Source organism: Streptomyces sp. NRRL S-340, assembly GCF_000720185.1.
Classification (GTDB): Bacteria; Actinomycetota; Actinomycetes; order Streptomycetales; family Streptomycetaceae; genus Streptomyces.
In genome coordinates this window covers 256,647-279,245 of the sequence record NZ_JOIY01000001.1, presented here as the reverse complement: position 1 = coordinate 279,245, position 22,599 = coordinate 256,647, and the positions used below count along the sequence as shown (strand labels likewise).

The 22,599-nt window shown below is 69.9% G+C and carries 20 protein-coding genes, 1 tRNA gene and 1 pseudogene; 14 read left to right on the top strand and 8 right to left on the bottom strand.

Annotated features, from left to right (window positions below):
* Positions 1–2 precede the first annotated feature (2 nt).
* Genes IG64_RS01170 through IG64_RS39970 form a run of 3 tightly spaced genes read right to left on the bottom strand, consistent with a single transcriptional unit; the run spans position 3 to position 1,940 of the window.
* Complete coding sequence (locus IG64_RS01170; protein ID WP_234438339.1) at positions 3–569, bottom strand: hypothetical protein; 567 nt, start codon at positions 567–569, stop codon at positions 3–5.
* A gap of 43 nt (positions 570–612) precedes the next feature.
* Positions 613–1,491 (bottom strand): PIG-L deacetylase family protein, encoded by an 879-nt coding sequence (locus IG64_RS01165; protein WP_199811476.1) that lies wholly within the window; start codon positions 1,489–1,491, stop codon positions 613–615.
* A 14-nt stretch (positions 1,492–1,505) separates the two neighbouring features.
* Positions 1,506–1,940 (bottom strand): hypothetical protein, encoded by a 435-nt coding sequence (locus IG64_RS39970; RefSeq protein ID WP_234438338.1) that lies wholly within the window; start codon positions 1,938–1,940, stop codon positions 1,506–1,508.
* Positions 1,941–1,997: 57 nt separating this feature from the next.
* On the opposite strand from IG64_RS39970, the pseudogene IG64_RS01155 reads away from it, so the two are divergent.
* From IG64_RS01155 to IG64_RS01145, 3 genes and pseudogenes are all read left to right on the top strand, one after another.
* Positions 1,998–2,657: pseudogene (locus IG64_RS01155) on the top strand (tyrosine-type recombinase/integrase); the annotation flags it as partial.
* Between the two features lie 138 nt (positions 2,658–2,795).
* Positions 2,796–4,862 carry a GNAT family N-acetyltransferase gene (locus tag IG64_RS01150; protein WP_051812206.1) on the top strand — a complete coding sequence of 689 codons (2,067 nt, stop codon included), beginning with the start codon at positions 2,796–2,798 and terminating at the stop codon, positions 4,860–4,862.
* Positions 4,859–5,338 carry an ASCH domain-containing protein gene (locus IG64_RS01145; protein ID WP_232985486.1) on the top strand — a complete coding sequence of 160 codons (480 nt, stop codon included), beginning with the start codon at positions 4,859–4,861 and terminating at the stop codon, positions 5,336–5,338. Before IG64_RS01150 ends, IG64_RS01145 begins: the two co-directional genes overlap by 4 nt.
* A 47-nt stretch (positions 5,339–5,385) precedes the next feature.
* On the opposite strand, the gene IG64_RS01140 is transcribed toward IG64_RS01145, so the two are convergent.
* A complete protein-coding gene (locus IG64_RS01140) occupies positions 5,386–6,012 on the bottom strand; it encodes a hypothetical protein (RefSeq protein WP_158771434.1) in 627 nt (208 codons plus the stop codon).
* Positions 6,013–6,789: 777 nt separating this feature from the next.
* Here IG64_RS01140 and IG64_RS01135 point away from each other — a divergent pair.
* Positions 6,790–7,056: a hypothetical protein gene (locus IG64_RS01135; protein ID WP_037850836.1), complete on the top strand. Its 267-nt coding sequence runs from the start codon at positions 6,790–6,792 to the stop codon at positions 7,054–7,056.
* A gap of 11 nt (positions 7,057–7,067) precedes the next feature.
* Positions 7,068–7,982 carry a helix-turn-helix domain-containing protein gene (locus tag IG64_RS37390; RefSeq protein ID WP_051812199.1) on the top strand — a complete coding sequence of 305 codons (915 nt, stop codon included), beginning with the start codon at positions 7,068–7,070 and terminating at the stop codon, positions 7,980–7,982.
* Positions 7,983–8,941: 959 nt separating this feature from the next.
* Here IG64_RS37390 and IG64_RS01125 read toward each other — a convergent pair.
* Positions 8,942–9,015: transfer RNA gene (locus IG64_RS01125), tRNA-Gly, on the bottom strand.
* Positions 9,016–9,520: 505 nt separating this feature from the next.
* Between IG64_RS01125 and dcd the strand changes: the two genes are divergently transcribed.
* Positions 9,521–10,096, top strand: coding sequence for a dCTP deaminase (dcd, locus tag IG64_RS01120; RefSeq protein ID WP_037850835.1), 576 nt, complete (start codon positions 9,521–9,523; stop codon positions 10,094–10,096).
* Between the two features lie 17 nt (positions 10,097–10,113).
* Positions 10,114–10,623 carry a phosphoribosyltransferase gene (locus IG64_RS01115; protein ID WP_037850832.1) on the top strand — a complete coding sequence of 170 codons (510 nt, stop codon included), beginning with the start codon at positions 10,114–10,116 and terminating at the stop codon, positions 10,621–10,623.
* Positions 10,624–10,722: 99 nt separating this feature from the next.
* Here the strand turns inward: IG64_RS01115 and IG64_RS01110 are convergent, their stop codons facing one another.
* Positions 10,723–11,046 (bottom strand): STAS domain-containing protein, encoded by a 324-nt coding sequence (locus IG64_RS01110; protein ID WP_037850969.1) that lies wholly within the window; start codon positions 11,044–11,046, stop codon positions 10,723–10,725.
* 262 nt (positions 11,047–11,308) lie between these two features.
* Between IG64_RS01110 and IG64_RS01105 the strand changes: the two genes are divergently transcribed.
* The gene (locus IG64_RS01105) at positions 11,309–11,638 is read left to right on the top strand and encodes a helix-turn-helix transcriptional regulator (RefSeq protein ID WP_037850966.1); all 330 of its coding nucleotides are present in this window, start codon (positions 11,309–11,311) and stop codon (positions 11,636–11,638) included.
* An 84-nt stretch (positions 11,639–11,722) separates the two neighbouring features.
* Here the strand turns inward: IG64_RS01105 and IG64_RS01100 are convergent, their stop codons facing one another.
* A complete protein-coding gene (locus tag IG64_RS01100) occupies positions 11,723–12,787 on the bottom strand; it encodes a Yip1 family protein (protein ID WP_037850830.1) in 1,065 nt (354 codons plus the stop codon).
* A 142-nt stretch (positions 12,788–12,929) separates the two neighbouring features.
* Here IG64_RS01100 and IG64_RS01095 point away from each other — a divergent pair, with 142 nt between their 5' ends.
* Complete coding sequence (locus IG64_RS01095) at positions 12,930–13,268, top strand: antibiotic biosynthesis monooxygenase family protein (protein WP_037850828.1); 339 nt, start codon at positions 12,930–12,932, stop codon at positions 13,266–13,268.
* Between the two features lie 220 nt (positions 13,269–13,488).
* Here IG64_RS01095 and IG64_RS01090 read toward each other — a convergent pair whose 3' ends face one another.
* A complete protein-coding gene (locus IG64_RS01090; protein ID WP_037850824.1) occupies positions 13,489–15,777 on the bottom strand; it encodes a (Fe-S)-binding protein in 2,289 nt (762 codons plus the stop codon).
* A gap of 355 nt (positions 15,778–16,132) precedes the next feature.
* Between IG64_RS01090 and IG64_RS43160 the strand changes: the two genes are divergently transcribed.
* From IG64_RS43160 to IG64_RS01065, 5 genes are all read left to right on the top strand, one after another.
* A complete protein-coding gene (locus IG64_RS43160; RefSeq protein ID WP_037850821.1) occupies positions 16,133–17,764 on the top strand; it encodes an MraY family glycosyltransferase in 1,632 nt (543 codons plus the stop codon).
* Positions 17,765–17,858: 94 nt separating this feature from the next.
* Positions 17,859–19,706 (top strand): molecular chaperone DnaK, encoded by a 1,848-nt coding sequence (gene dnaK, locus IG64_RS01080; protein ID WP_037850817.1) that lies wholly within the window; start codon positions 17,859–17,861, stop codon positions 19,704–19,706.
* On the top strand, positions 19,703–20,380 hold the full coding sequence (gene grpE, locus IG64_RS01075) for a nucleotide exchange factor GrpE (protein ID WP_037850814.1): 678 nt from the start codon (positions 19,703–19,705) through the stop codon (positions 20,378–20,380). Before dnaK ends, grpE begins: the two co-directional genes overlap by 4 nt.
* Positions 20,381–20,419: 39 nt before the next feature.
* Positions 20,420–21,601: a molecular chaperone DnaJ gene (dnaJ, locus tag IG64_RS01070; protein WP_037850811.1), complete on the top strand. Its 1,182-nt coding sequence runs from the start codon at positions 20,420–20,422 to the stop codon at positions 21,599–21,601.
* A gap of 5 nt (positions 21,602–21,606) precedes the next feature.
* Complete coding sequence (locus tag IG64_RS01065; RefSeq protein WP_037850809.1) at positions 21,607–22,059, top strand: heat shock protein transcriptional repressor HspR; 453 nt, start codon at positions 21,607–21,609, stop codon at positions 22,057–22,059.
* The last annotated feature ends 540 nt before the right edge of the window (positions 22,060–22,599 follow it).

Below are 22,599 nucleotides of genomic sequence, written 5' to 3'. Positions count from 1 at the left end.
GGTCACCTGGTCCAGTACGTGACGAGGGCCTCCACCGCGTGCGCGACCGCGTCCGGGCCGGTGTCGGCGGGGATGACGGTCACCTCCCGTGACACGGGTGGCTGTGCTGCGGAGACGAAATAGTCCCGCGCGTGTGCCAGGAACGTCGGCTCGTGGAGGAAGTACCCGGACTCGGCCGCCGTGTGCCCGGCCGCCTTGCGGCGCAGGGCCAGCTCCTCGGCCGGCACGTCCAGGTAGAGGGTGTGGTGGGGGCGGAGGAACGGCAGCTCCTGGAGGCGGTCGCACAGGCGGTGGTGGACGGCGTAGCCGAACAGGGCGTCGAGCGCGTGGGCGTGGGCCAGGAGGGTGTCCACCGAGCGGTCCAGGAGGACGACGGGCTTGGCGCTGGCGAGCGCCCGGCGCACGCGAGTGCCTTCGATGCCCATGAACGTTTCGAACGCGGCGAGCTGTTCGGCGGCGGACGCGGTCCGGACGGGCGGGATGTCGGCGCGATGAGCGATGTGCTGGACGTAGCAGTCCGAGACGAAGGCCCGGTTCTCGATGCCGCGCGTGCGCAGGTGGTGAATCACGGTGGACTTGCCGGCGTACGAGGGCCTTCGAGCGCGATGATCTTCACGGCGACTCCGTCCGGTAGAAGCGCTCGGCAAAGGCTCCGGTGCGGCTCAGGAGGCTGGCCGCTGTCGTCCACGCGTGCCGGATCGGCCGGTACATCTTGCGGACCGGGTGCATCTGCGAGCCGTGCATGTGCAGCACCGTGACCTTGTCGAGCACGACGTCAGTGATGTCGGTCGCCTCGGCTACCAGGGCGTGGCCGATGCGTGCTTGGAAGAGGTGTTGGTCGCAGTTGGCCAGGGCGTAGGTGGGCCAGAAGGCGAGGTCTTCCCAGAACCAGCGGCATCCGAGTCGTACTGCTGCCGTGTGTACGAGGAGGTGGTCGGGGTGGCGGGTGACGGCTGCAGGGGCGAGGAGTTCGGCATCGGGGTGGGCTTCGTTGATCTCTCGGAGCTCGTCCGTGATCCGGTCCAGGCGTTGTGGATCGAAGGGTCGGTACGGGGGTGCTGCGTCCTGGTGGCCGAGGGCGATCCGATGGGCGGCGAAAGGGGCCAGCGCGGCGGCGCCTTCCCGGCTGCGCAGGTCGGATACGGCGGCTTCGGTGACGTAGGTGTCCTCCAGGGCCGGGTGGACGCTGGTGGAGCGGGTGAACACCGTGGCCACGGTGAGCGGCCGGGGATGGGCCAGGAAGGTGCCGGAGGCGGACAGGACGAAGTCGTCGTGGTGGGGTTCGATGGCGAGCACCGGGCGGCCGGTCGGGCGCCGTTTCTCGATGAAGTAGCGATCTCCGCTGTGTGGGGACCTGAGTGCGATCACCCGGTGGTCGTGAGCCCGGTGGCGCTCGGCCAGGTGCTCGGTCCACCGCTGGTGGGCGTGCATGAGGTCGTTGGGGAAGGTGTAGATCCCTTCCGCGTCCGGCACGGGCAGCGTCGTGGTCATGGTGGGCTCCGGGGTCATCGGACGGTGCTCTGGTACCAGTGGCGCCACATGCGAGGGGAGCTGAGCCGCAACCGTGCGGTGACGGGGTTCTGCCACCACAGCATCCGGAGGCTGGACCACTGGTCGTAGCGGCGGGTGGAGGGGCGTACGCGCAGCTCGTCGAGGATCACGACCGGGGCGTTCACGCTACGGCCGTGGGCCGCCAGCCGGTGGAAGAACTCCACGTCCTCGCTCATGAAAAGGTCGTCGCGGTATCCGCCGATCTCCTGGAAGGCGACCGCGGTGGCGAACTGGGCGACGCCTTGGGCGCCGCCGCGCGTGTCTCGGTAGTGGTCCCAGTACGCGCAGAGCAGCCGTGTGCCGAGCCGCTTGGGGGTGTACAGGGGCGGGATGGCGCCGCCGACAGCGCCGCCGTCCATGGCGGTGGCCGCGGCAGTGATCGCCTCCATGGGCAGGGCGACGTCGGCGTCCGTGAAGAACAGCCTGCGGCCGTGGGCGGCAGCCGCGCCAGCAAAGAGGAGGCCGACGAGCGCCCCACCGCGACCGTGGAGCAGGTCTTCGACCTCGCCGACGCCATGGGTCCCCGCTGGAGGCTCATGGTCCTGCTCGGCGCCTTCGCCTCCCTCCGCCCCGAGGAACTGGCCGAACTGCGCCGGCATAGCGTCGATCTCGACGAGTGCTCCCTGCGGATCACGCAAGCGGCACCGGAGTTGACGAACGGCAGGCGGGTCACCGGCGCCCCCAAGACCCGCGCGGGCAAGCGCACCGTGTACCTGCCCGACTTCCTGCTGCCGGAGCTGCGCCGGCACCTTCGGTGGTTCGCGGAGAAGGAGCCGGACGGCCTCCTTTTCGTAGGCGAGAAGGGCGCCCCGTTCCGCCGCTCGACCTTCGGCCGCAAGTGGCGCAAGGCCAGGACGAAGGCCGGCATGCCCGCCAACTTCCGCTTCTACGACCTCCGCCACACCGGCAACACCCTCGCCGCCGACACGGGCGCCAAGCTCAAGGACCTCATGGTCCGCGCCGGCCAGTCCTCGGAACGGGCCCAGCTGATCTACCAGCACTCGACGGTGAAGCATCAGCGGCGGCTGGCACGGGGGATCGATGCCGAGGTGCGGCAGCGAATGCGAGAGTCCGCTGCCGAACAGACGGGAGCCAAGGAGGCGTAAAGGCATCCTGATAGTCCCTGGGGTTCCGTGCGCCCCTTGTGCCCCCTTGATGGACGGCCATGAATGAGATCAGCTTCTCCCGCGTATGCGAACAGGGGGTTGTGGTCGGCGATGTACGGCCCAACAGGAGGGGGAGCGATGACGATCAAGTTGGTGCCCGTTTCGCCAGCGCAGGACGAGCTGATCGACAAGGCTATAGCCCTGGGTGATCGCTACACGAAGACGCTGGGGCTTCTCAAACCCCCGGCTTACCGGAAGGCAGCGGAAGAGGGCGGCCTTCTGGCTGCGGTTGAAGCCGATGAGGTGCTCGGCTACGCGCTGTTCGGACTGCCGAAGAGGAGCGCGCGTATTCGGCTCGCGCACCTGTGCGTGGCGGAGGAACAGCGCGGCCGGGGAATCGCCCGTCGGCTGGTGGAGGGCATCAAAGAGCGGTACCCACAGCGACTCGGGATCAAGGCAAAGTGCCGGCGGGATTACAACCTGAGCGGGATGTGGAGGAGCCTCGGCTTCGTCCCGGATGGCGAGGTGCGAGGGCGGGGCCGTGACGGCGAGATCCTTGACGGCTGGTGGCTGGACCTCGGCCATCCGGACCTGTTCACGGAGATGGAGAGCGACGCTCTCCTAGTGGTCACGGTTGATCACGGAGTCTTCGCCGATCTCCGTGGACTCGCTGATACGGCCGGCGCTGAGGAGTCCCGCGCGCTGGACGCCGGCTGGATGGCGGATCTCGTGGAGCTCGCTTACACGCCCCAGCTGGTCCATGAGATCAGGGACCTTCCGAATACCGCAGAACGGCAGCACCAACAAGCGGCGCTGACTGGCTTGCGCAAGCTCTCCCCGGACTCGGCGGCCGTGGCTGAGCGAAGCCGTGAACTGCTCCAGGCCGCTAGCAAAGCCATGCCCGCCTTGACCGTCGACGCTGAGCTTCGGCTCCGCCTGCGATACGTGGCCGAGACGTCCTGTGCCGGTCTGCAAGTCCTGGCCACCCGTGATCCACTGCTGTCCCGCCTGGGCGACGTGGCCTGGGAGGTGGCCCGCGTCCGAGTCGTCTCGCCCTCCACCGTGACGTTGCACGTGGACGAACTGCGGCAGGCACAGGTGTACCGACCGGCCGATCTGATGGGGACGGAGTTCCGGTCCGGAGAGGTGGCAACGGGTGCGGAGGATGAACTGGTCGCCTTCTTCCACCAGTCGGGTGGCGACGACGGATCGGCCTTCGCCGAACGGCTGCGGTCACTGAACGGAGGCTCGGTCGCCTGGCACCGCGAGCTGCTCCGGGACGGCCAGGGACGCCCGGTCGCCCTCTATGCGTGGGCACTGGACGGACGAACCCTCATCGTCCCCGTTCTCCGCACAGCCGGCCGCCCACTGGAACAGACTCTTGCCCGGCAGCTCCTCTTCCTGATCAAGCGACTCGGCCGGGACTGCGGTGCGGAGATCATCCGTATCAGCGATCCGCATCCCTCCGAGGCGGCCAGATCCGCAGCTGGCGACGACGGGTTCTTCGAGCATGACGGCAGGCTCGTCGCTCTCCTTGTGAACGTGTGCGGGACAGCAGCCGAGGTGGAGGCTGTGGCCGGCGGGCTCGCCCGCGAGCTGACTGTCGATACGACCTCGCTCCGTGCTGGCATGCCCGCCGAGGTGGCAGCCGTGGTGGAGCGTGCGTGGTGGCCGACGAAGATCATCGATTCGGAGCTGCCGTCCTTCCTGGTGCCCATCAAGCCGCGCTGGTCGACTGAGCTGTTCAACGTGCCTGCCATGCTCATGCCGCGCAGTGACGTCCTGGGCATCAGTAGAGAGCACGTCTATTACCGCTCCTCGGGCCGCCGCGGGGAGAGCATCCCGGCTCGCTTGCTCTGGTACGTCAGCGATGGCAACTCCCAAGGTGAAGGCCAGATGGTGGTGGGTAGTTCACGGCTCGACGAGGTGCTCATCGACACACCCGACGCCCTCTTCTCGAAATTCGAACACCTGGGCGTATACGGTCGGGGCGAGGTTCAAGAAGCCGCCGACGCCTCCGGTCGCGCCATGGCGCTGAGGTTCTCGGACACCGAGATCTTCCCGAAGCCCGTGACGCTGCGGCGATTGACCTCGCTGGCCAGGGGGCTGGGACTACCGTGGTCGTCGAACTTGTTGATCTCGCTGTCGAAGATCAATAGCGAGCTGTTCCAGGCGGTCTACCAAGAGGGGCACCGAACGACGTGAACGATCCGGAACGCGCGATGCTGCTGTCCGTCCACCCGCGCTTCGCCACCGCGATCCTGGCCGGCAGCAAGACGGTGGAGGTCCGCCGCCAGCGCGTCGCCGCGCCACCCGGAACCCCGGTTCTGCTGTATGCGACCGCGCCCACCATGGCTCTGGTGGGCATGGCGCGCATTGCATCGGTCCGTGTGGGCTCTCCCAAGGAGGTCTGGTCGGCGCATCGGACTCAGACGGGGATCACTCGTCGAGAGTACGACGCCTACATGGACGGTGCCACCCAGGCAAGCGGTCTGACCTTGGAGGATCCCGTGTCCTTCGACGAGCCGGTGTCCCTCAGCGCACTGCGTGCTGCGGGGGCCTTCCATCCGCCGCAGAGCTATCGCTACCTGCGAAGCGCTGATCTTCGTCAGGTGTCAGAGGCTGGCCCCGCAGTGGGCAGCGCGCTTCGGAAGGTGTTGCCGGACGCGGTCCACGCGTAGCGGGCCGGGGCTCCGAGCGGCTTAGTCCTCGGAGCCCGTGCGTTGGTTTAGCCGCCGAACGCGGCTTGGTACGCCGTCTGCCCCTGCTGCGCCAACACGGTGAGGCCGGCTGTCGTGGTCGTGATCGCGCCCAGCGCCTCCTGCACGCGCAGGTACGCGGCCCTGATGCGTCCGGGCTCCGGCTGCTCGGCAGAGGCGGCTTGCTCCAGCACCTCGGCGTCCTGGATGAGGGCTTCCTCGTGTTCCGGCGAGGCTTTGAGCGTTGGGGGCGAGCTGGCGTGCCAGGGCCGCGAACTCGGCGAGGGCGGAGGCGTCGAAGCCGAAGCTGTTGTTTTGCACCACGCTCTGCTGGGAGCCGGCCACGATGCCGGAGGATTGTTGAAGGTGTAGGTGCCGCCGACGCGCTGCTGGCGGCTCAGGCAGTCGCTCACGGTTCCTCCGGACAGTACGCAGTCAGTGCCCGAGCCGGTGACTGTGGCCTTGATCGAACTTGCGGCGCTCGGGTCCTCGGAGGCGCGGCGGACGAGCCCTCGCTGGTTGAGGTGCTCCAGCTCGCCGAGGATCTCGTCCACGGACAGGGATTCGCCCGCGAAGTACGAACCTGGTGCTTCAACGAAGGCCATGACCTCGACGACGTCTCGGCCGTGCCCCGTCTGGAACAGCCAGTGCAGCATGCCGTCGCAGGCATGGACGAAGCGTGCTACTGGGTCGGCCTGCAATGCTCTCAACCCGCAGCTCGGCAACGTCCGGGAGGTGGACGCCGGGCAGGGTGTCGATCAAGTCGGCTTGGGCGGCACGGATGGTGTGCGCGACCTGGGGGCCGGAACCAAGGGCGCGGCGGGCTGTCACGCGGTCATCGTACAGCTGGCGTCACAGCCGACCGCGCTCGATCCAGGCCACGTACCGACACGCGCTCCCACCTCACACAGAGAGCCGGTACCAGAGGCGGTACCGGCTCCCGGCGGCGTCGCGCTGCAACGCGAGGCCGTAAGGTCCCTGTTCGGCTTTGGTTGGAGTCAGCAGCAATCAGGGCAGGGCCCGCCCCAGTCGGTGCAAGCCCAAGTGCGCGGATCGTCGCAGTGCCTCGAATCTGACGCAAGCCCGATTGGGGCATGGATGCATCAACTCGTTCACTACCACGAGGGGCTGACGCCTTCTGCGGTCTTGGTTGCGACGGCGGACCCGCAGGTCACCGTTGCCCATGGGGCGGAACGCTGACTCTGCGTCGCAGTTTTCGCAGTCACGCATCTATAGATGCGTTGGGGCGCCCGTGCATCAAACCCCGCCGAAAGACCGGGGAGAGGGGCTTCCGGCCTCTTGAGGCTGCCACCATCTTGTCCACGCACCACGCTGCGGGCGGCTGCAACCGCCCCTGTGGTTCGCCTAGTTGGAGTCAGTAGCAGGTATCCGGCGGCCGCGGGTCGCCGGACCCGAACAGCAGGGAGACCCTTGTGCCCAAGCCCCGTTTCGCCGTTTCCTGTGTGGAGAGCGGCACCCCGCCCCAGCGGCGCCTCGGCGGTGCCGAGGCCGTCGTCATCATCGTGGTCATCACCATGGCCGCCGCCCTGGTCACCTTCGCCGGCATGGCGCTGCCCGTCGTGCTGCAGCTCCTTCTCGGCGCCGGTCTGATCGCCGTCCTCCTGGTCGCTTTGGTCACCGGGACGACCACCCGGGGCCTGCGCGCCGCTCTGCGCGCCCTGCTGGCCCCGGCTGCGTGAGGTGATGGTGCATGTGCCGTCCCGAGAGACCGCTCACCACGAGCAATAAGGCGCTGCGCGAGCTGCAGGAGTGGTTGCGCGAACAGCGGAGGCGCACCCGGCAGGGCTACCGGGCCCTGTCGGTGCGGGCCGGCTGCCACGCCACGACGCTGCAGCGGGCCGCGTCCGGGGAGATCGTTCCGAAGCTGCAGACCGTGCTGAACTACGCCCGGGCGTGCGACGCCTCACCCGAGGAAGCACGACTTCTGTGGAAGCGGGCCCGGTATGAGGCGACCCGCCTTACGCGGGCTGGCCGGGACCGGCCCGCTCCGCGTCCGGAGTTCGTCCGCGACTTCGTCGATCTGGGCGCGGCCCTGGTGGAGCTGTACCGGAAGGCTGGCTCGCCGCCGTATCGCACCATGGAGCAGCGAGCCGGCGGCTACGGCGCCCTGCCGCGCAGCAGTGCGCACCGCATCGTGAACAAGCAGGCGATGCCACACGGCCTTCAGCAGTTCCAGGCGTATCTGAGGGCCTGCGAGGTGCCGGAGCTGGAATGGCCGGACTGGGAGGCTGCCTGGACACGCGCGTGGCGGCACGAGAAGCAGGACGACCTCTCCACCCTGAGTACCGCCACTGCTCAGTATGTGCCCGGGTCAGCCACCGTGCGTGCCCTGGTGGCGCTGGGGGAGTACGCGGAGCCGCCCGGTTTGGATGAGCGGAGGTACATACGGAACCTCCGGGATCCCCATGGGGCCGACGGCCACATGTACGTGTCGAGCAACGGCATGCTCCAGCGAGTCGCGGTGGAAGTGAAACGTACGGATATGGCCCTGGACCGTAATCGGTGGCGGCCGAGGCAGTCACGCAACGTCCCCGAACGGCCCGAGCAGGGGCAGCTGGCCTTCACCCTCCCGGACCCGGAGCCGGAGCCCGGCGCGCTCTTCTGACAGATGGAGAGCAGTCCTTGCACAGAGAAGCCCCGGGGGAAGGTCTTCGGAGCTTCTCTGTGCGCCCTTCAGTGCCGACTGTCGCTGGAGGCGAGCAAGCTGGTGGCCTCGGCGAGGACGGCCGCGCCGGGCTTGAAGTATTTCCGGGCGCCGAACCTTGTTCAGGCATGGAACATGACCAGCGCCACACTGGATATCTCATGCGGCGTTCACCCTTCCCGCCCCGCGGTGCCTGTAGTGGGCAGAGTCGGGGCGCTGGGTTTCGGCCGGTCACGAATAGGAGTGCTGGTGGGTCCGGAGGTGTTGAATGCGGTGGGCGGGTCAGTGGCGGTCGTCCTGCTTGGCCTGATCTTGCGGCCCCGGAAGACGGCGAAGGCGTTCGCGCCGTGCCCGTACAGCAGGCTCACCTCGCTGGTGAGCCCCTGCTGGCGGCGACGGTCATGGCGTAGCCGAGGGAGAGGGCGCCGGAGCTGATGGCCTGCGGGCCGAATCACGCCGACAGGTGCCCGCCTGTTTTCGTGTCGCGCCAGGTGATCTCGACGCGGTGGTCCTCGCTGATCGCGGTGACCACGGCCCGGTAGCCGTTCGTCGGGGCCCTCGCCGCGGCGGGAGCGGTAGTCGTTCTGGCGCACGCGCACCAGGTCGCCCACGGCGAGGTTCAGGTCGGCGCCGCCGGACAGGGCGACCTGGACAGGAACACGGATGGGATGGGGTCTGCACAGGCTGCCCTGAACTGCTGATTTACGTACGCGATTTCGTGGGCATGACCCGTGATAGTGACGCAAACCACACGAAGTGTCTCGTCACTTGAGACGGCTGGACTTTTGAGTTGTCCTGAGCGGCCCATGTGCGTCGCAGGGTGACCGCTCTGCCTGACTTAGGGCACGCGGAGGGCACGCCAGCCTTGAATTGGACTAGACAGCAAACGAGGCCCAGGTCGCTGACCTGGGCCTTCTTTATGGAGCGGGTGACGAGAATCGAACTCGCGCTCTCAGCTTGGGAAGCTGATGTTCTACCATTAAACTACACCCGCGTAAGACGCCGACGGAGTCGGTGTCCAGTGCTCGCTCACTGTACCTCATCCCTGGCCCCCGGTGCTCGAGCCCCGGGGGCCAGGGATGTCTGCGGGGTGGGGAGGAGGGCTGTGGGGGGCCGGAGTTGGGCGTACGGTGGAGAGGGCGGGGAGGGTCCCGGCGGGGCCGGAGTGCCGCCTGGAGGGTCGTCTCTTTGATCCCGTAGTGTGGCTTTTGTCGTCAGGCGGCAGAAGGCCAGGCGGGGTTCTGGGGAAGGGACTTGAGGGCTTGATGGAGCGCACCGTCGTCCGTTGTGCCGAGGGGCACGTGTTCAGCACCGCTTCGTTCCCGATGCAGCAGGCCGAGCGGCTCGGCCCCGGTCGGCTCGTACGGTGTCCCCGGTGTGCCCGGCTCCGCAGTGCGGTGCCGGTGGTGCTGGAGAAGCGGTAGGTCCGCGAAGCGGCACAGGCGCGCGGGGTCCGTCCTGATTGTGGGGGCTCCGCGCGTCTTGCGTATCCTCGGGGCGTGCTTCTCTCAGACAAGGACATCCGGGCCGAGATCGACGCCGGCCGGGTGCGGATCGATCCGTACGACGAATCCATGGTGCAGCCGTCGAGCATCGACGTGCGGCTCGACCGCTACTTCCGGGTGTTCGAGAACCACCGCTACCCCCACATCGACCCCTCGGTCGAGCAGCCGGACCTCACCCGGCTCGTGGAACCGGAGGGGGAGGAGCCGTTCATCCTCCACCCCGGGGAGTTCGTCCTCGCCAGTACGTACGAGGTCATCAGCCTGCCCGACGACCTCGCCTCCCGGCTGGAGGGGAAGAGCTCGCTGGGGCGGCTCGGGCTCGTCACCCACTCCACCGCCGGGTTCATCGACCCCGGATTCTCCGGGCACGTGACGCTGGAGCTGTCGAATCTCGCCACCCTGCCGATCAAGCTGTGGCCCGGGATGAAGATCGGGCAGCTGTGCATGTTCCGGCTCACCTCGCCCGCCGAGGCCCCGTACGGCAGTGAACGCTACGGGTCCCGTTACCAGGGGCAGCGTGGGCCCACGGCCTCCCGCTCCTACCTCAACTTCCACCGGACCCAGGTCTGACCGAGGGGCACCACCACATGAGCGACGTACGAGAAAACCTCACCTACGAACTGTTCGGCACAGCCGTCCGCGAACTCGCGCAGACCATCGCCGACGACGGGTTCGAGCCGGACATAGTGCTGAGCATCGCGCGCGGCGGTGTCTTCGTCGCCGGCGGCCTCGCCTACGCCCTCGACTGCAAGAACATCCACCTGGTGAACGTCGAGTTCTACACCGGCGTGGGGACGACCCTCGAGATGCCCGTCATGCTCGCGCCCGTGCCCAACGTGATCGACTTCTCCGACAAGAAGGTCCTGATCACCGACGACGTGGCCGACACCGGCAAGACGCTGAAGCTGGTCCGCGACTTCTGCCTGGACACCGTCGCCGAGGTGCGCAGCGCGGTCGTCTATGAGAAGTCCCACTCGCTCGTGAAGTGCGAGTACGTCTGGAAGCGCACCGACGACTGGATCAACTTCCCGTGGAGTGTCCTGCCCCCGGTGCACAAGTCGGGCGAGGCGCCGAAGGAGAACAAGGAAGCGCTCTGACCCGCGGCCGCTTCGCGGCCGGTGCCCGTGCGAGAGCCCCCCGATGGTCGTCGGGGGGCTCTCGCACGTACGGGAGTTCCGGCGCCCGGGTCGATCCGCCTAGGAGGCGACGGCGTCCTCGATCGTCGCCCGGACCTCCAGGACGGTGTCGGTTCCGGTGATCTCGAGGAGCCGCCGCAGCTGCCGCGCCGGTGAGGCCACCCGCAAAGTGGTCGCCTGGTGGGTGCGCACCAGCAGGTTCAGCATCGAGGAGTCCGCGAAGGTGATGCCCGAGGCGTCCAGGACCACCTTCTGCCGTCTGGCGGCCGCGGCGCCCAGCGCGTTCGCCAGCGGGGTGATCGACTGCATGTCGTAGGCGCCGCGTGCGACGACGACCCACGCGCCGTCGCACTCACGCCCCATGACCTTCGGCCCGTCGGGCACGGCCGACCCTTCGCGTGGGCCGGCCCCGCCGGAGGGGGCGGGCCCGCCGAGTGGGCCGGTCCCGTCGGACGGGGCGGATCCGGCGAGCGGGGCGGGCGCCTGTTCGCCGGATCCGGCGGCCTCGCGTGTGCGCCCTGGCGTGACCGCGTTGTCCCCAGACACCCCTGTGCCCCTCCTGCATCCGCCGCCATACGTCTTCTGTTACGCGAAAAGTATGTCACGTATCTGGGGTCGGGCAAGCGTGTCCCCTAAAATGCGGGGCATGGTCGGAGTGCCCGAATCCCACACCGGATGGACGTTCATCACCAACCACGCGCGTGTCCTGGCAGCCATTGCCGACAATCCGAACGTCCGGATCCGCGACATCGCCGCGCATTGCCGGCTGACGGAACGCGCCGTCCAGCGGATCATCTCCGACCTGGAGCAGGACGGTTACCTGTCGCACACCCGCGAGGGGCGTACGAACACCTACCGCATCGAGGCGGACAAGGTGCTGCGCCACCCGGCGGAGGCCGGGCTCTCGGTCGCCTCCCTGCTCTCCCTGCTGGTGCAGGACGAGACCGACCGGGTCAGGAAGCCGGTCGCCCGGTAGCCGCGCCGGCGCGTCCGGCCGGGACACGCGGAAGGGCCCGGCTCGACGGCCGGGCCCCTGCGACGCGCGGTGCGTTCGCCTTCCCTAGAAAGTGCCCAGCTTCACGATCGACAGCAGGGCGATCAGCTGGATCGCCGAGGCGCCCAGTGCCTTCGGCCAGGGCAGGTCGTGGGAGCGGCTGACCATGAGGGTCAGCAGCGCGCCGCCGGCCACCCAGGTGGCCCAGCCCAGGATCTGGACGAAGCCGGCATCGCCGCCCAGGAACATGGCGAAGACCAGGCGCGGCGCGTCCGTGAGGGACATGATCAGCATGGACAGGCCGACCGTGGGCTGCCAGGCGCCGTCGCCGCCGAGCTGGCGGGCCAGGGTGTGGGTGACCACGCCCAGGACGAACGCGCTGATCACCATGGCCACGGCCGTGATCAGCACGATCGGGACCGCGTTGGAGAGGGTGGCGTGGATCGCGTCCTTGCGGGCGCCGTCGAAGCCGAAGACCGCCAGCAGACCGTAGAGGAACGTCACGACGAGGGCGGGGCCCCACATCGTGTAGTCGCGCATCTGGAGGAACGTCTGGTTCGGCGCGAGGACGATGCCGCGCAGCAGGTCCTTCCAGTGCAGGCGGGGGCCGATGGGACCGGCCGGGGCCGCGCCCGCGCGGTAGGTCTCGCCCTGCGAGTACGGGTCCTCGCCGATCGCGAAGGCCTGGGTGTGGCCCGGGTTGTCGGCCGCGTACCGGTCGGGGCCGCCCTGCGGGTGGGCGGCGCCGTCACCGAAGTACTCGGGCTCGCCGTGTCCGCCGTAGCCGCCGTCCGCCGCCTGGGGCCACTGGGCCGCTCCCGCCGGACCGGCCCCGTACTGCGGCCGGCCGGCCTGGGGACGCCCCTGCGGCGGCCGGCCCTGCGGCGGGCGGCCGTACTGCGGTTGCTGCTGCGGGTACGGCTGTGGCGCCGACGGGTAGCCGTGCGACGGCGCCCGGGGCGGCGTCTGCTGTCCGTACGGGGGTTGTTGGGGGCGCGCTTGCGGGGCACGGTTGTCCCGGCCGCCGCGTCCGATCCTGAATCCAGCCACGTCGTCGAACGTACCCGCTCCCGCTGGGTGACGTGCGGGCCCCGGGCGTCCCGGCCCGGCTTTGCGGCCGAGCTGTGACATCCCCTAGGGGAGGCGCCGGAGGGATCTCAGGGGCGGTCCGCGGGCCGTGCTCCCCGCGGGATTTCCAGCGTCTTGCGGCGTTCGGTGAGCGCATCGGGGGGTGCTCCCGGCGGTTGCGGCGGTCCGGGGGCAGGATGGATCCATGAGCGTAGTCAAGATCAACGTACTGACCGTGCCCGCCGAGCAGCGGGAGACGCTGGAGAAGCGGTTCGCCTCGCGGGCGCACGCCGTCGAGAACTCCGACGGGTTCGAGTGGTTCGAGCTGCTGCGTCCCGTCGAGGGGACCGACACGTACCTGGTGTACACCCGCTGGCGGGACGAGGCGGCGTTCCAGGCCTGGATGGAGGGGCCGATGAAGTCCGCCCACCGGGGCACCGGCGCCGGTGAGGGAGAGGGCGGGCAGCAGCCGAAGCCCGCGGCCACCGGCTCCACCCTGTGGTCCTTCGAGGTCGTGCAGCAGGCCGAGCCGAAGAACGCGTAGGCACCCACGACGCCCGGGCGCCCGGGAACGCGTGGGCCCTGGACCGCCCGGCGCCCACGAACGCCCGGGCGTCCGGGGACGAGCAGGGCCGCACACGAGCGGTGACACCCCCGTGTCCGATGACGACCCCGTGTCCGACGACCCCCGCGTACGACGACGCCCCCAGCTCCGTACGTACGGAGCTGGGGGCGTCGTCGTCAGGTGCGGGGCGCCGCGGCGGCTACTTCACCGGTTCCGGCTCCGGCGCGTTCTCGCTCTCCGACGCGCCCGCCGGGGGCTCCTCCGCCGGGGTCTTGACGGAGTCCAGCAGGAGCTGGGCGACGTCGACGACCTGGATCGACTCCTTGGCCGCGCCCTCGTTCTTCTTGCCGTTGACCGAGTCGGTCAGCATGACCAGGCAGAACGGGCAGGCCGTGGACACGATGTCCGGGTTGAGGGACAGGGCCTCGTCGACGCGCTCGTTGTTGATGCGCTTGCCGATCCGCTCCTCCATCCACATCCGCGCGCCGCCCGCGCCGCAGCAGAAGCCGCGCTCCTTGTGGCGGTGCATCTCCTCGTTCCGGAGACCGGGGACCTTGCCGATGATCTCGCGCGGGGGCGTGTAGATCTTGTTGTGGCGGCCCAGGTAGCAGGGGTCGTGGTAGGTGATGATGCCCTCGACCGGGGTGACCGGGACCAGCTTGCCCTCGTCGACGAGGTGCTGGAGCAGCTGGGTGTGGTGGATGACCTCGTAGTCGCCGCCGAGCTGCGGGTACTCGTTGCCGAGGGTGTTGAGGCAGTGCGGGCAGGTGGCGACGATCTTCTTCGCCGACTTCGGCTTCGCCGACTCGGGCGTGACCTTGCCGTCGTCGTCCATCTCCTCGCCGAAGGCGGCGTTGAGGGACATGACGTTCTCCATGCCCAGTTCCTGGAACAGCGGCTCGTTGCCGAGGCGGCGGGCCGAGTCACCGGTGCACTTCTCGTCGCCGCCCATGATCGCGAACTTCACGCCCGCGATGTGGAGGAGTTCGGCGAAGGCCTTCGTCGTCTTCTTGGCGCGGTCTTCCAGCGCGCCCGCGCAGCCGACCCAGTACAGGTACTCGACCTCGGAGAGGTCCTCGATGTCCTTGCCGACGACCGGAACCTCGAAGTCGACCTCCTTGGTCCACTCCAGGCGCTGCTTCTTCGCCAGGCCCCAGGGGTTGCCCTTCTTCTCCAGGTTCTTGAGCATCGTGCCCGCCTCGGACGGGAACGCGGACTCGATCATCACCTGGTAGCGGCGCATGTCGACGATGTGGTCGACGTGCTCGATGTCGACCGGGCACTGCTCGACGCAGGCGCCGCAGGTGGTGCAGGACCACAGGACGTCCGGGTCGATGACGCCGTTCTCCTCGGCCGTGCCGATCAGCGGGCGCCCGGCCTCCGCGAGGGCGGACGCCGGGACACCGGCGAGCTGCTCCTCGGACGCCTTCTCCTCGCCCTCCATGTTCTTGCCGCCGCCGGCCAGCAGGTAGGGGGCCTTGGCGTGCGCGTGGTCGCGCAGCGACATGATCAGCAGCTTGGGGGAGAGCGGCTTGCCGGTGTTCCAGGCCGGGCACTGCGACTGGCAGCGGCCGCACTCGGTGCAGGTGGAGAAGTCCAGCAGGCCCTTCCAGGAGAAGTGCTCGACCTGGGAGACGCCGAAGACGTCGTCGTCACCCGGGTCGGTGAAGTCGATCGCCTTGCCGCCGGAGGTCATCGGCTGGAGCGCGCCCAGCGCCGTGGAGCCGTCGGCCTCCCGCTTGAACCAGATGTTCGGGAACGCCAGGAAGCGGTGCCAGGCCACACCCATGTCGGTCTTCAGCGCGACCGTGATCATCCAGATGAAGGAGGTCGCGATCTTCAGGCCGGCGAAGAAGTAGGTGAGGTTCTGCAGCGTGGAGACGTCCATGCCGCGCAGCCAGGAGACCACCGGGTACGAGACGAAGAACGAGGCCTCGTAGCCGTCCACGTGGTGCTGGGCGCCCTCCAGGGCGTGCAGCATGAAGATGCAGACGCCGACGATGAGGATGACGGCCTCGACGAAGTACGCCTGGCCGAAGTTGGAGCCGGCGAAGCGGGACTTGCGGCCCGGCTTGTTCGGCTTGCTCAGCTGGCGGACGGCGATCAGGACGAGGATGCCGAGCGTCGTCATCGTGCCGAGGAACTCGACGAAGACGTTGTACGGCGCCCAGTCGCCGATGACCGGCAGGATCCAGTCGGCCTTGAAGAGCTGGCCGATCGCGTTGACGATCGTCAGCAGCAGGGAGAAGAAGCCCACCGCCACGAACCAGTGCGCCACGCCCACGATGCCCCAGCGGTTCATCCGGGTGTGGCCCAGGAACTCCTTGACCACGGTGGCGGTACGCTGCACGGGCTCGTCGGTCCGGGTACCGGCGGGTACGGGCTGGCCGAGCCGCATGTGGGCGTAGAGCTGCAGGACGGCGCGGCCGAACAGTGCCACGCCGACCACGATCAGGACCAGCGACACGATGATCGCGGCGAGTTGCATTGGGGCTCCTGTGAGGCGGCCTCGAAATTACTAAGCGGTAACTTATGCAGTCCGTCTGAGACTACCCTCATCCTCCTTCGCAATGTAGCCGGGCGTGGGGTGATCTGGGTCGCTGAGGGTTGCCTGAGAGGGGCCGGGGGCCCGGCTCCGGGGCATCCCTCCGCGGGGTGTCCGGGGTGGCCGTTCCGCCGGGCGGGGGCGGTTCCGTGCGGCCGGGGCCGGGGGTCCGGGCGGGGGCGGCGAGGGCTCCGGCAGGGATCCGCGCGGGGGCGGCGAGGGCCCCGGCAGGGATCCGATTCTGTTCTGATCGTGTTATTCACACCCGATCGACCGATATGCACCTAATTTAAGAACCGTGCTCTACGGGATCGCCACCGCCACCGCCGCCCTGTTCCTCGCCGCCGTGCTCTCGGCCCTGCTGCGGGTGCCCGCGCTGCGGCTCGGGCTGGTCGACCGGCGGCGGGTGCGGCCGGTGCCGCTGCTGGGCGGGGCCGCGGTGGTGGGCAGCACCTGCCTGGTCGCGGCGGCGGGCGGCTGGACGGGCGCGGCTCCGCTGAGCGACGGCGTGGGCAGGCTGCTGGCGGCGGGCGCCGGGGTCGCCGTGCTCGGGCTGGTCGCGGACGTGTGGCGGCTGAAGACGTGGCTGCTGCTGGTGGGGTCGGTCGTCGCGGCGGCGTTCGTGGTGCCCTACGACGAGACCGGGGTGCCCGCCGGGATCGCCGCCGTGGTCTGGATCGCCTGCGCCGCGGTCGCCTTCCGGGGGCTCGACCACGTCGACGGCCTGGCCGGCACGGTGGGCGTGCTCGTCGCGTTCGGCGCGGGCGTCTGCGCGGCGGCCGAGGTGATGGACGACCTGGCGGTGCTGCTGAGCGTGCTCGCCGCCGCCCTCACCGGCTTCCTCATGCACAACTGGCATCCCGCGCGGATCGCGTTCGGCGCCTGCGGCTCCCTGTTCACGGGGTTCGTGCTCGCCGCGTCCGCCGTACTGGTCCGTACGGGGTACGACGCCGGGTCGACGGCCGCCGTCCTGTTCGCGCTCACCGCCACGGCGACCGCCGACGCGGTGCTCGTCGTGCTCTCCCGGCGGCTGGCCGGGCGGTCGGTGGTGCGCCGGGGCCCCGACCACCTCGCCCACCGGCTGCGCAAGCTGGGTCTCACCCCGCCGGGCGCGACGGTCCTGCTCGGCACCGTCACCTTCGCCACCGTGCTCGTCGGCGTCCTGGTGCACACGGGGTGGCTCGCGCCGGTGAGTGCGCTGTGGACGGCCGGGGTGCTGCTGCCGGCCGTCCTCGGGCTGCTGCGCGTCCGGGTGTACGGCCCGCGCCGCCCGGCGGGGCATGCCGGGCACACCGGCCGGCACGGCGGCCACACCAGCCGTACCCGGACGTACGTCACCGGCACGCGGACCTCGCCGGCCCTCGCGGCCGCGCCGGCCGCGTCGCTCTCCCCGAGCGCGTCCGCCGGTGTCTGCGCCCCCCGGGCGCGGGCCGAGGCGGGCGCGGACGGGGGCGGCGGAAGGAAGAAGGGGAGCGCGGCCGCCGGCCGGAGCGGGGGTGCGCGCCGGAGCGGGCGTGCGGCGACGGGCGCGAAGGGGGCGGGCGCGGCCCTGGGAGCCCTTCGCGCCCTGGGCGGCGGTGTGCGGCGGCTGCCGCTGCGGGCACCCGGAGCCGATCCCGGGACCCGCGCCCCGTCGGCCGGCGTGCGCGGCCCCCGCACCGAGGCGCCGTTCGCCGGTGACCTGCGCGGCCCCCGCACCGAGGCGCCCTCCGCCGGCGGCCCGCGCCCCGCACCCCGCTCCCGGGGGCGGTACGAAGAGGGGTACGGGGAGGGGTACGGGGAGGAGTACGGAGCGGGGGCCGTGCCCGGGTTCGGATACGGGTACGGCCCCGAGGGAGCCCGGCGTTCCCCCTTCGGGTACCCCTCTCCTCCTCCTCAGCAGATGACATCACCGCAGGTCAGAGAGGCCTTGCGTGTAAGGGATGGATAAGAGTTGAGCCCGCTTGACTCAGGTCTGTTGACCCCGGCGCCGCCGTCGTGCACACTTGAGTCCGTTGCACTCAAGTCAGCTGGAGGAACTCACCATGGCACGTGCGGTCGGCATCGACCTGGGCACGACTAACTCCGTCGTCAGCGTTCTGGAGGGCGGCGAGCCCACCGTCATCACCAACGCAGAGGGCGCCAGGACCACGCCGTCCGTCGTCGCCTTCGCCAAGAACGGCGAGGTGCTGGTCGGCGAGGTGGCCAAGCGCCAGGCGGTCACCAACGTCGACAGGACCATCCGGTCGGTCAAGCGCCACATGGGCACCGACTGGAAGATCAACCTGGACGGCAAGGACTTCAACCCGCAGCAGATCAGCGCCTTCGTGCTGCAGAAGCTGAAGCGGGACGCCGAGGCCTACCTGGGCGAGAAGGTGACCGACGCGGTCATCACCGTCCCGGCGTACTTCAACGACGCCGAGCGCCAGGCCACCAAGGAGGCCGGTGAGATCGCCGGTCTGAACGTCCTGCGCATCGTCAACGAGCCGACCGCCGCCGCCCTGGCGTACGGCCTCGACAAGGACGACCAGACGATCCTCGTCTTCGACCTCGGTGGCGGCACGTTCGACGTCTCGCTGCTGGAGATCGGCGACGGCGTCGTCGAGGTGAAGGCCACCAACGGTGACAACCACCTCGGCGGTGACGACTGGGACCAGCGCGTCGTCGACTACCTGGTCAAGCAGTTCCAGTCCGGCCACGGCGTGGACCTGTCCAAGGACAAGATGGCCCTCCAGCGCCTGCGCGAGGCGGCGGAGAAGGCCAAGATCGAGCTGTCCTCGTCCACCGAGACCTCGATCAACCTGCCCTACATCACCGCGTCCGCCGAGGGCCCGCTGCACCTGGACGAGAAGCTCACCCGCGCCCAGTTCCAGCAGCTGACCGCGGACCTGCTGGAGCGCTGCAAGACGCCGTTCCACAACGTCATCAAGGACGCCGGCATCTCGATCAACGAGATCGACCACGTCGTCCTCGTCGGCGGCTCCACCCGTATGCCCGCCGTCGCCGAACTGGTCAAGGAGCTGACCGGCGGCAAGGAGGCCAACAAGGGTGTGAACCCGGACGAGGTCGTCGCCATCGGCGCCTCGCTCCAGGCCGGTGTCCTCAAGGGCGAGGTCAAGGACGTCCTGCTCCTCGACGTGACCCCGCTGTCCCTCGGCATCGAGACCAAGGGCGGCATCATGACCAAGCTGATCGAGCGCAACACCACGATCCCGACCAAGCGTTCGGAGATCTTCACGACGGCCGAGGACAACCAGCCGTCGGTGCAGATCCAGGTCTACCAGGGCGAGCGCGAGATCGCGGCGTACAACAAGAAGCTCGGCATGTTCGAGCTGACCGGTCTGCCGCCGGCGCCGCGCGGCGTCCCGCAGATCGAGGTGTCCTTCGACATCGACGCCAACGGCATCATGCACGTGACCGCCAAGGACCTGGGCACGGGCAAGGAGCAGAAGATGACCGTCACCGGCGGCTCCTCGCTGCCGAAGGACGAGGTCGACCGCATGCGCCAGGAGGCCGAGCAGTACGCGGAGGAGGACCACCGCCGCCGCGAGGCCGCCGAGACCCGCAACCAGGGCGAGCAGCTCGTCTACCAGACCGAGAAGTTCCTCAAGGACAACGAGGACAAGGTCCCGGGCGAGGTCAAGACCGAGGTCGAGGAGGCCGTCGCCGAGCTGAAGGAGAAGCTCAAGGGCGAGGACACCGCCGAGATCCGCACCGCCACGGAGAAGGTCGCCGCCGTCTCCCAGAAGCTCGGCCAGGCGATGTACGCCGACGCCCAGGGCGCTCAGGCCGCGGGCGGTGCCGGTGAGGCCGGTGCCTCCCAGGCGAAGGCCGACGACGACGTGGTGGACGCCGAGATCGTCGACGACGAGCGCAAGGACGGTGCCGCGTGACGGAGGAGACCCCGGGCTTCGACGAGCAGCAGCCCGACGTCCCCTCCGGCGCCACCTCCGACGACGCCGAGCCGAAGGCCGCCTCCTCCGCCAAGGAGGAGGGGGCGGCCCCGGCCGGGGACGCCGCTCAGTCGGCCGGTCTGACGGCCCAGCTGGACCAGGTGCGCACCGCGCTCGGCGAGCGCACGGCGGACCTCCAGCGGCTGCAGGCCGAGTACCAGAACTACCGGCGCCGGGTCGAGCGGGACCGGGTCGCGGTCAAGGAGATCGCCATCGCGAACCTCCTGACCGAGCTGCTGCCCGTGCTCGACGACATCGGGCGCGCGCGGGAACACGGCGAACTGGTGGGCGGTTTCAAGTCCGTCGCCGAGTCGCTGGAGACCGTGGCGGCCAAGATGGGGCTGCAGCAGTTCGGCAAGGAGGGCGAGCCCTTCGACCCGACGATCCACGAAGCCCTGATGCACAGTTACGCGCCGGACGTCACCGAGACGACCTGCGTGGCGATCCTGCAGCCCGGGTACCGGATCGGCGAGCGCACCATCCGCCCCGCGCGGGTGGCGGTGGCCGAGCCCCAGCCCGGCGCGCAGACGGTCAAGGCGGCCGACGAGTCCGGCAAGGACAAGGGCGCCGAGCAGGCCGACGACAAGGACAGCGGTGGCCCGGAGGAGGGCTGACGTAATAGGCATCGACGCAGGAGAGGAGGGACGTCGGGGATGAGCACCAAGGACTTCATCGAGAAGGACTTCTACAAGGTCCTCGGCGTCCCCAAGGACGCCACCGAGGCCGAGATCAAGAAGGCGTACCGCAAGCTCGCCCGCGAGTACCACCCGGACGCCAACAAGGGCAACGCCAAGGCCGAGGAGCGCTTCAAGGAGATCTCCGAGGCGAACGACGTCCTCGGCGACCCCAAGAAGCGCAAGGAGTACGACGACGCCCGCGCCCTGTTCGGGGGCGGCGGCTTCCGTCCCGGTCCCGGGGCGGGCGGCGGCTCGTTCAACTTCGACCTGGGCGACCTCTTCGGAGGGGGCGCCCAGGGGGGCGGCGCATCCGGCGGCTTCGGCGGCGGGATCGGTGACGTCTTCGGGGGCCTGTTCAACCGGGGCGGCGCCGGAGCGGGCACGCGGACGCAGCCGCGGCGCGGCCAGGACATCGAGTCCGAGGTCACGCTGAGCTTCACGGAGGCCATCGAGGGCGCCACGGTCCCGCTGCGGATGTCCTCGCAGGCGCCGTGCAAGGCCTGTTCGGGCACCGGCGACAAGAACGGCACGCCGCGGGTGTGCCCGACCTGTGTCGGCACCGGGCAGGTGGCGCGCGGCTCCGGCGGCGGTTTCTCGCTGACCGACCCGTGCCCCGACTGCAAGGGCCGCGGGCTGATCGCGGAGAACCCGTGCGAGGTCTGCGCCGGCTCCGGGCGTGCCAAGTCGTCCCGGACGATGCAGGTCCGCATCCCGGCCGGGGTCTCGGACGGGCAGCGGATCCGGCTGCGCGGCAAGGGCACCCCGGGCGAGCGCGGCGGTCCGGCGGGCGACCTGTACGTGGTGGTGCACGTCGGTGACCACCCGGTCTTCGGGCGCAAGGGCGACAACCTCACCGTCACCGTGCCGGTCACCTTCGACGAGGCCGCGCTCGGCGGCGAGGTGCGGGTGCCCACGCTCGGCGGGCCGCCGGTGACGCTCAAGCTGCCCCCGGGCACGCCCAACGGGCGGACCATGCGGGCCCGCGGCAAGGGCGCGGTCCGCAAGGACGGCACCCGCGGGGACCTGCTGGTCACCGTCGAGGTGAGTGTTCCCAAGGACGTGTCGGGGAAGGCTCGTGACGCGCTGGAGGCGTATCGCGAGGCGAGAGCGGGCGAGGACCCGCGGGCCGAGCTGTTCGAGGCCGCGAAGGGAGCATGAGGGAGATGGACGGCCGCCGCCGCAACCCGTACGAACTGACGGAAGACACACCGGTGTACGTCATCTCCGTGGCGGCGCAGCTGTCCGGACTGCACCCGCAGACGCTCCGTCAGTACGACCGGCTGGGCCTGGTGTCCCCGGACCGCACCGCGGGCCGGGGCCGCCGCTACTCGGCCCGCGACATCGAACTGCTCCGTCAGGTGCAGCAGTTGTCGCAGGACGAGGGCATCAACCTGGCAGGCATCAAGCGGATCATCGAACTGGAGAACCAGGTCGCCGCGCTGCAGTCCCGTGTCGCGGAGCTGCAGTCGGCCCTGGAGGGCGCCGCGGCCACGATGCGCCAGCGCGAGGCCGCCGTCCACGCCTCCTACCGCCGGGACCTCGTCCCGTACCAGGAGGTGCAGCAGACCAGCGCGCTGGTGGTGTGGCGGCCCAAACGGCAGCAGTCCCCGGACTGACGCCCGCCGCCACGGCGGACCGTCCCGCGCACGCGCCCGGCCGACGCGTGCGCTGCCCGGACACACGCACGGCTGAGAGGGGCCCGGAGCGATCCGGGCCCCTCTCGGCTCGTCAGCGGCGGGTGAGCCGCGGGCCGCACGGCGGCGGGCCGGAGCGTACGGCACGACGAGCGGCGGTGAGCCGGATGAGAGAGCGAAGAGAGACGAGAGACGTGCCGCCGGCCCGGCCGGTCCTGCGTTCCCCCGGCGGCTCGCGGCGTGTTCATCCTCCCTCTTCGTCCGTTCGTGACCGATCTTCACTTCGGCACCGCTTCGCCGCAGCGGTGGAGGGTCACCCGCCGCACTCGGGCCGCCCTGCGACGGCTCCCGGCTCCCCTCACCGCTCCCCACCGGCCGCCCGGACGGCCGCTGGAATCTTTGCCCTTCGATGGCCCGTCGATGGGCCGTTCCTGAACCGCCCTGCGGCGCACACCGGGTGGAGGGTCGGTAAAGGGTGTTTGGAGAAGATTCCGCAAGTGTCCGCAAAGCCGCCACACAGGA

What these genes read in the sequence shown, in the direction of transcription:
- IG64_RS01090 (WP_037850824.1), bottom strand. Translation starts at nt 15,777, where the DNA reads ATGCAACTCGCCGCGATCATCGTGTCGCTGGTCCTGATCGTGGTCGGC.
- IG64_RS01165 (WP_199811476.1), bottom strand. Translation starts at nt 1,491, where the DNA reads ATGACCACGACGCTGCCCGTGCCGGACGCGGAAGGGATCTACACCTTC.
- dnaJ (WP_037850811.1), top strand. Translation starts at nt 20,420, where the DNA reads ATGAGCACCAAGGACTTCATCGAGAAGGACTTCTACAAGGTCCTCGGC.
- IG64_RS01095 (WP_037850828.1), top strand. Translation starts at nt 12,930, where the DNA reads ATGAGCGTAGTCAAGATCAACGTACTGACCGTGCCCGCCGAGCAGCGG.
- IG64_RS01065 (WP_037850809.1), top strand. Translation starts at nt 21,607, where the DNA reads ATGGACGGCCGCCGCCGCAACCCGTACGAACTGACGGAAGACACACCG.
- IG64_RS01150 (WP_051812206.1), top strand. Translation starts at nt 2,796, where the DNA reads ATGACGATCAAGTTGGTGCCCGTTTCGCCAGCGCAGGACGAGCTGATC.
- IG64_RS01105 (WP_037850966.1), top strand. Translation starts at nt 11,309, where the DNA reads ATGGTCGGAGTGCCCGAATCCCACACCGGATGGACGTTCATCACCAAC.
- IG64_RS01140 (WP_158771434.1), bottom strand. Translation starts at nt 6,012, where the DNA reads ATGCTGCACTGGCTGTTCCAGACGGGGCACGGCCGAGACGTCGTCGAG.
- IG64_RS39970 (WP_234438338.1), bottom strand. Translation starts at nt 1,940, where the DNA reads ATGGAGGCGATCACTGCCGCGGCCACCGCCATGGACGGCGGCGCTGTC.
- IG64_RS01115 (WP_037850832.1), top strand. Translation starts at nt 10,114, where the DNA reads ATGAGCGACGTACGAGAAAACCTCACCTACGAACTGTTCGGCACAGCC.
- dnaK (WP_037850817.1), top strand. Translation starts at nt 17,859, where the DNA reads ATGGCACGTGCGGTCGGCATCGACCTGGGCACGACTAACTCCGTCGTC.
- IG64_RS37390 (WP_051812199.1), top strand. Translation starts at nt 7,068, where the DNA reads ATGTGCCGTCCCGAGAGACCGCTCACCACGAGCAATAAGGCGCTGCGC.
- IG64_RS01100 (WP_037850830.1), bottom strand. Translation starts at nt 12,787, where the DNA reads ATGTCACAGCTCGGCCGCAAAGCCGGGCCGGGACGCCCGGGGCCCGCA.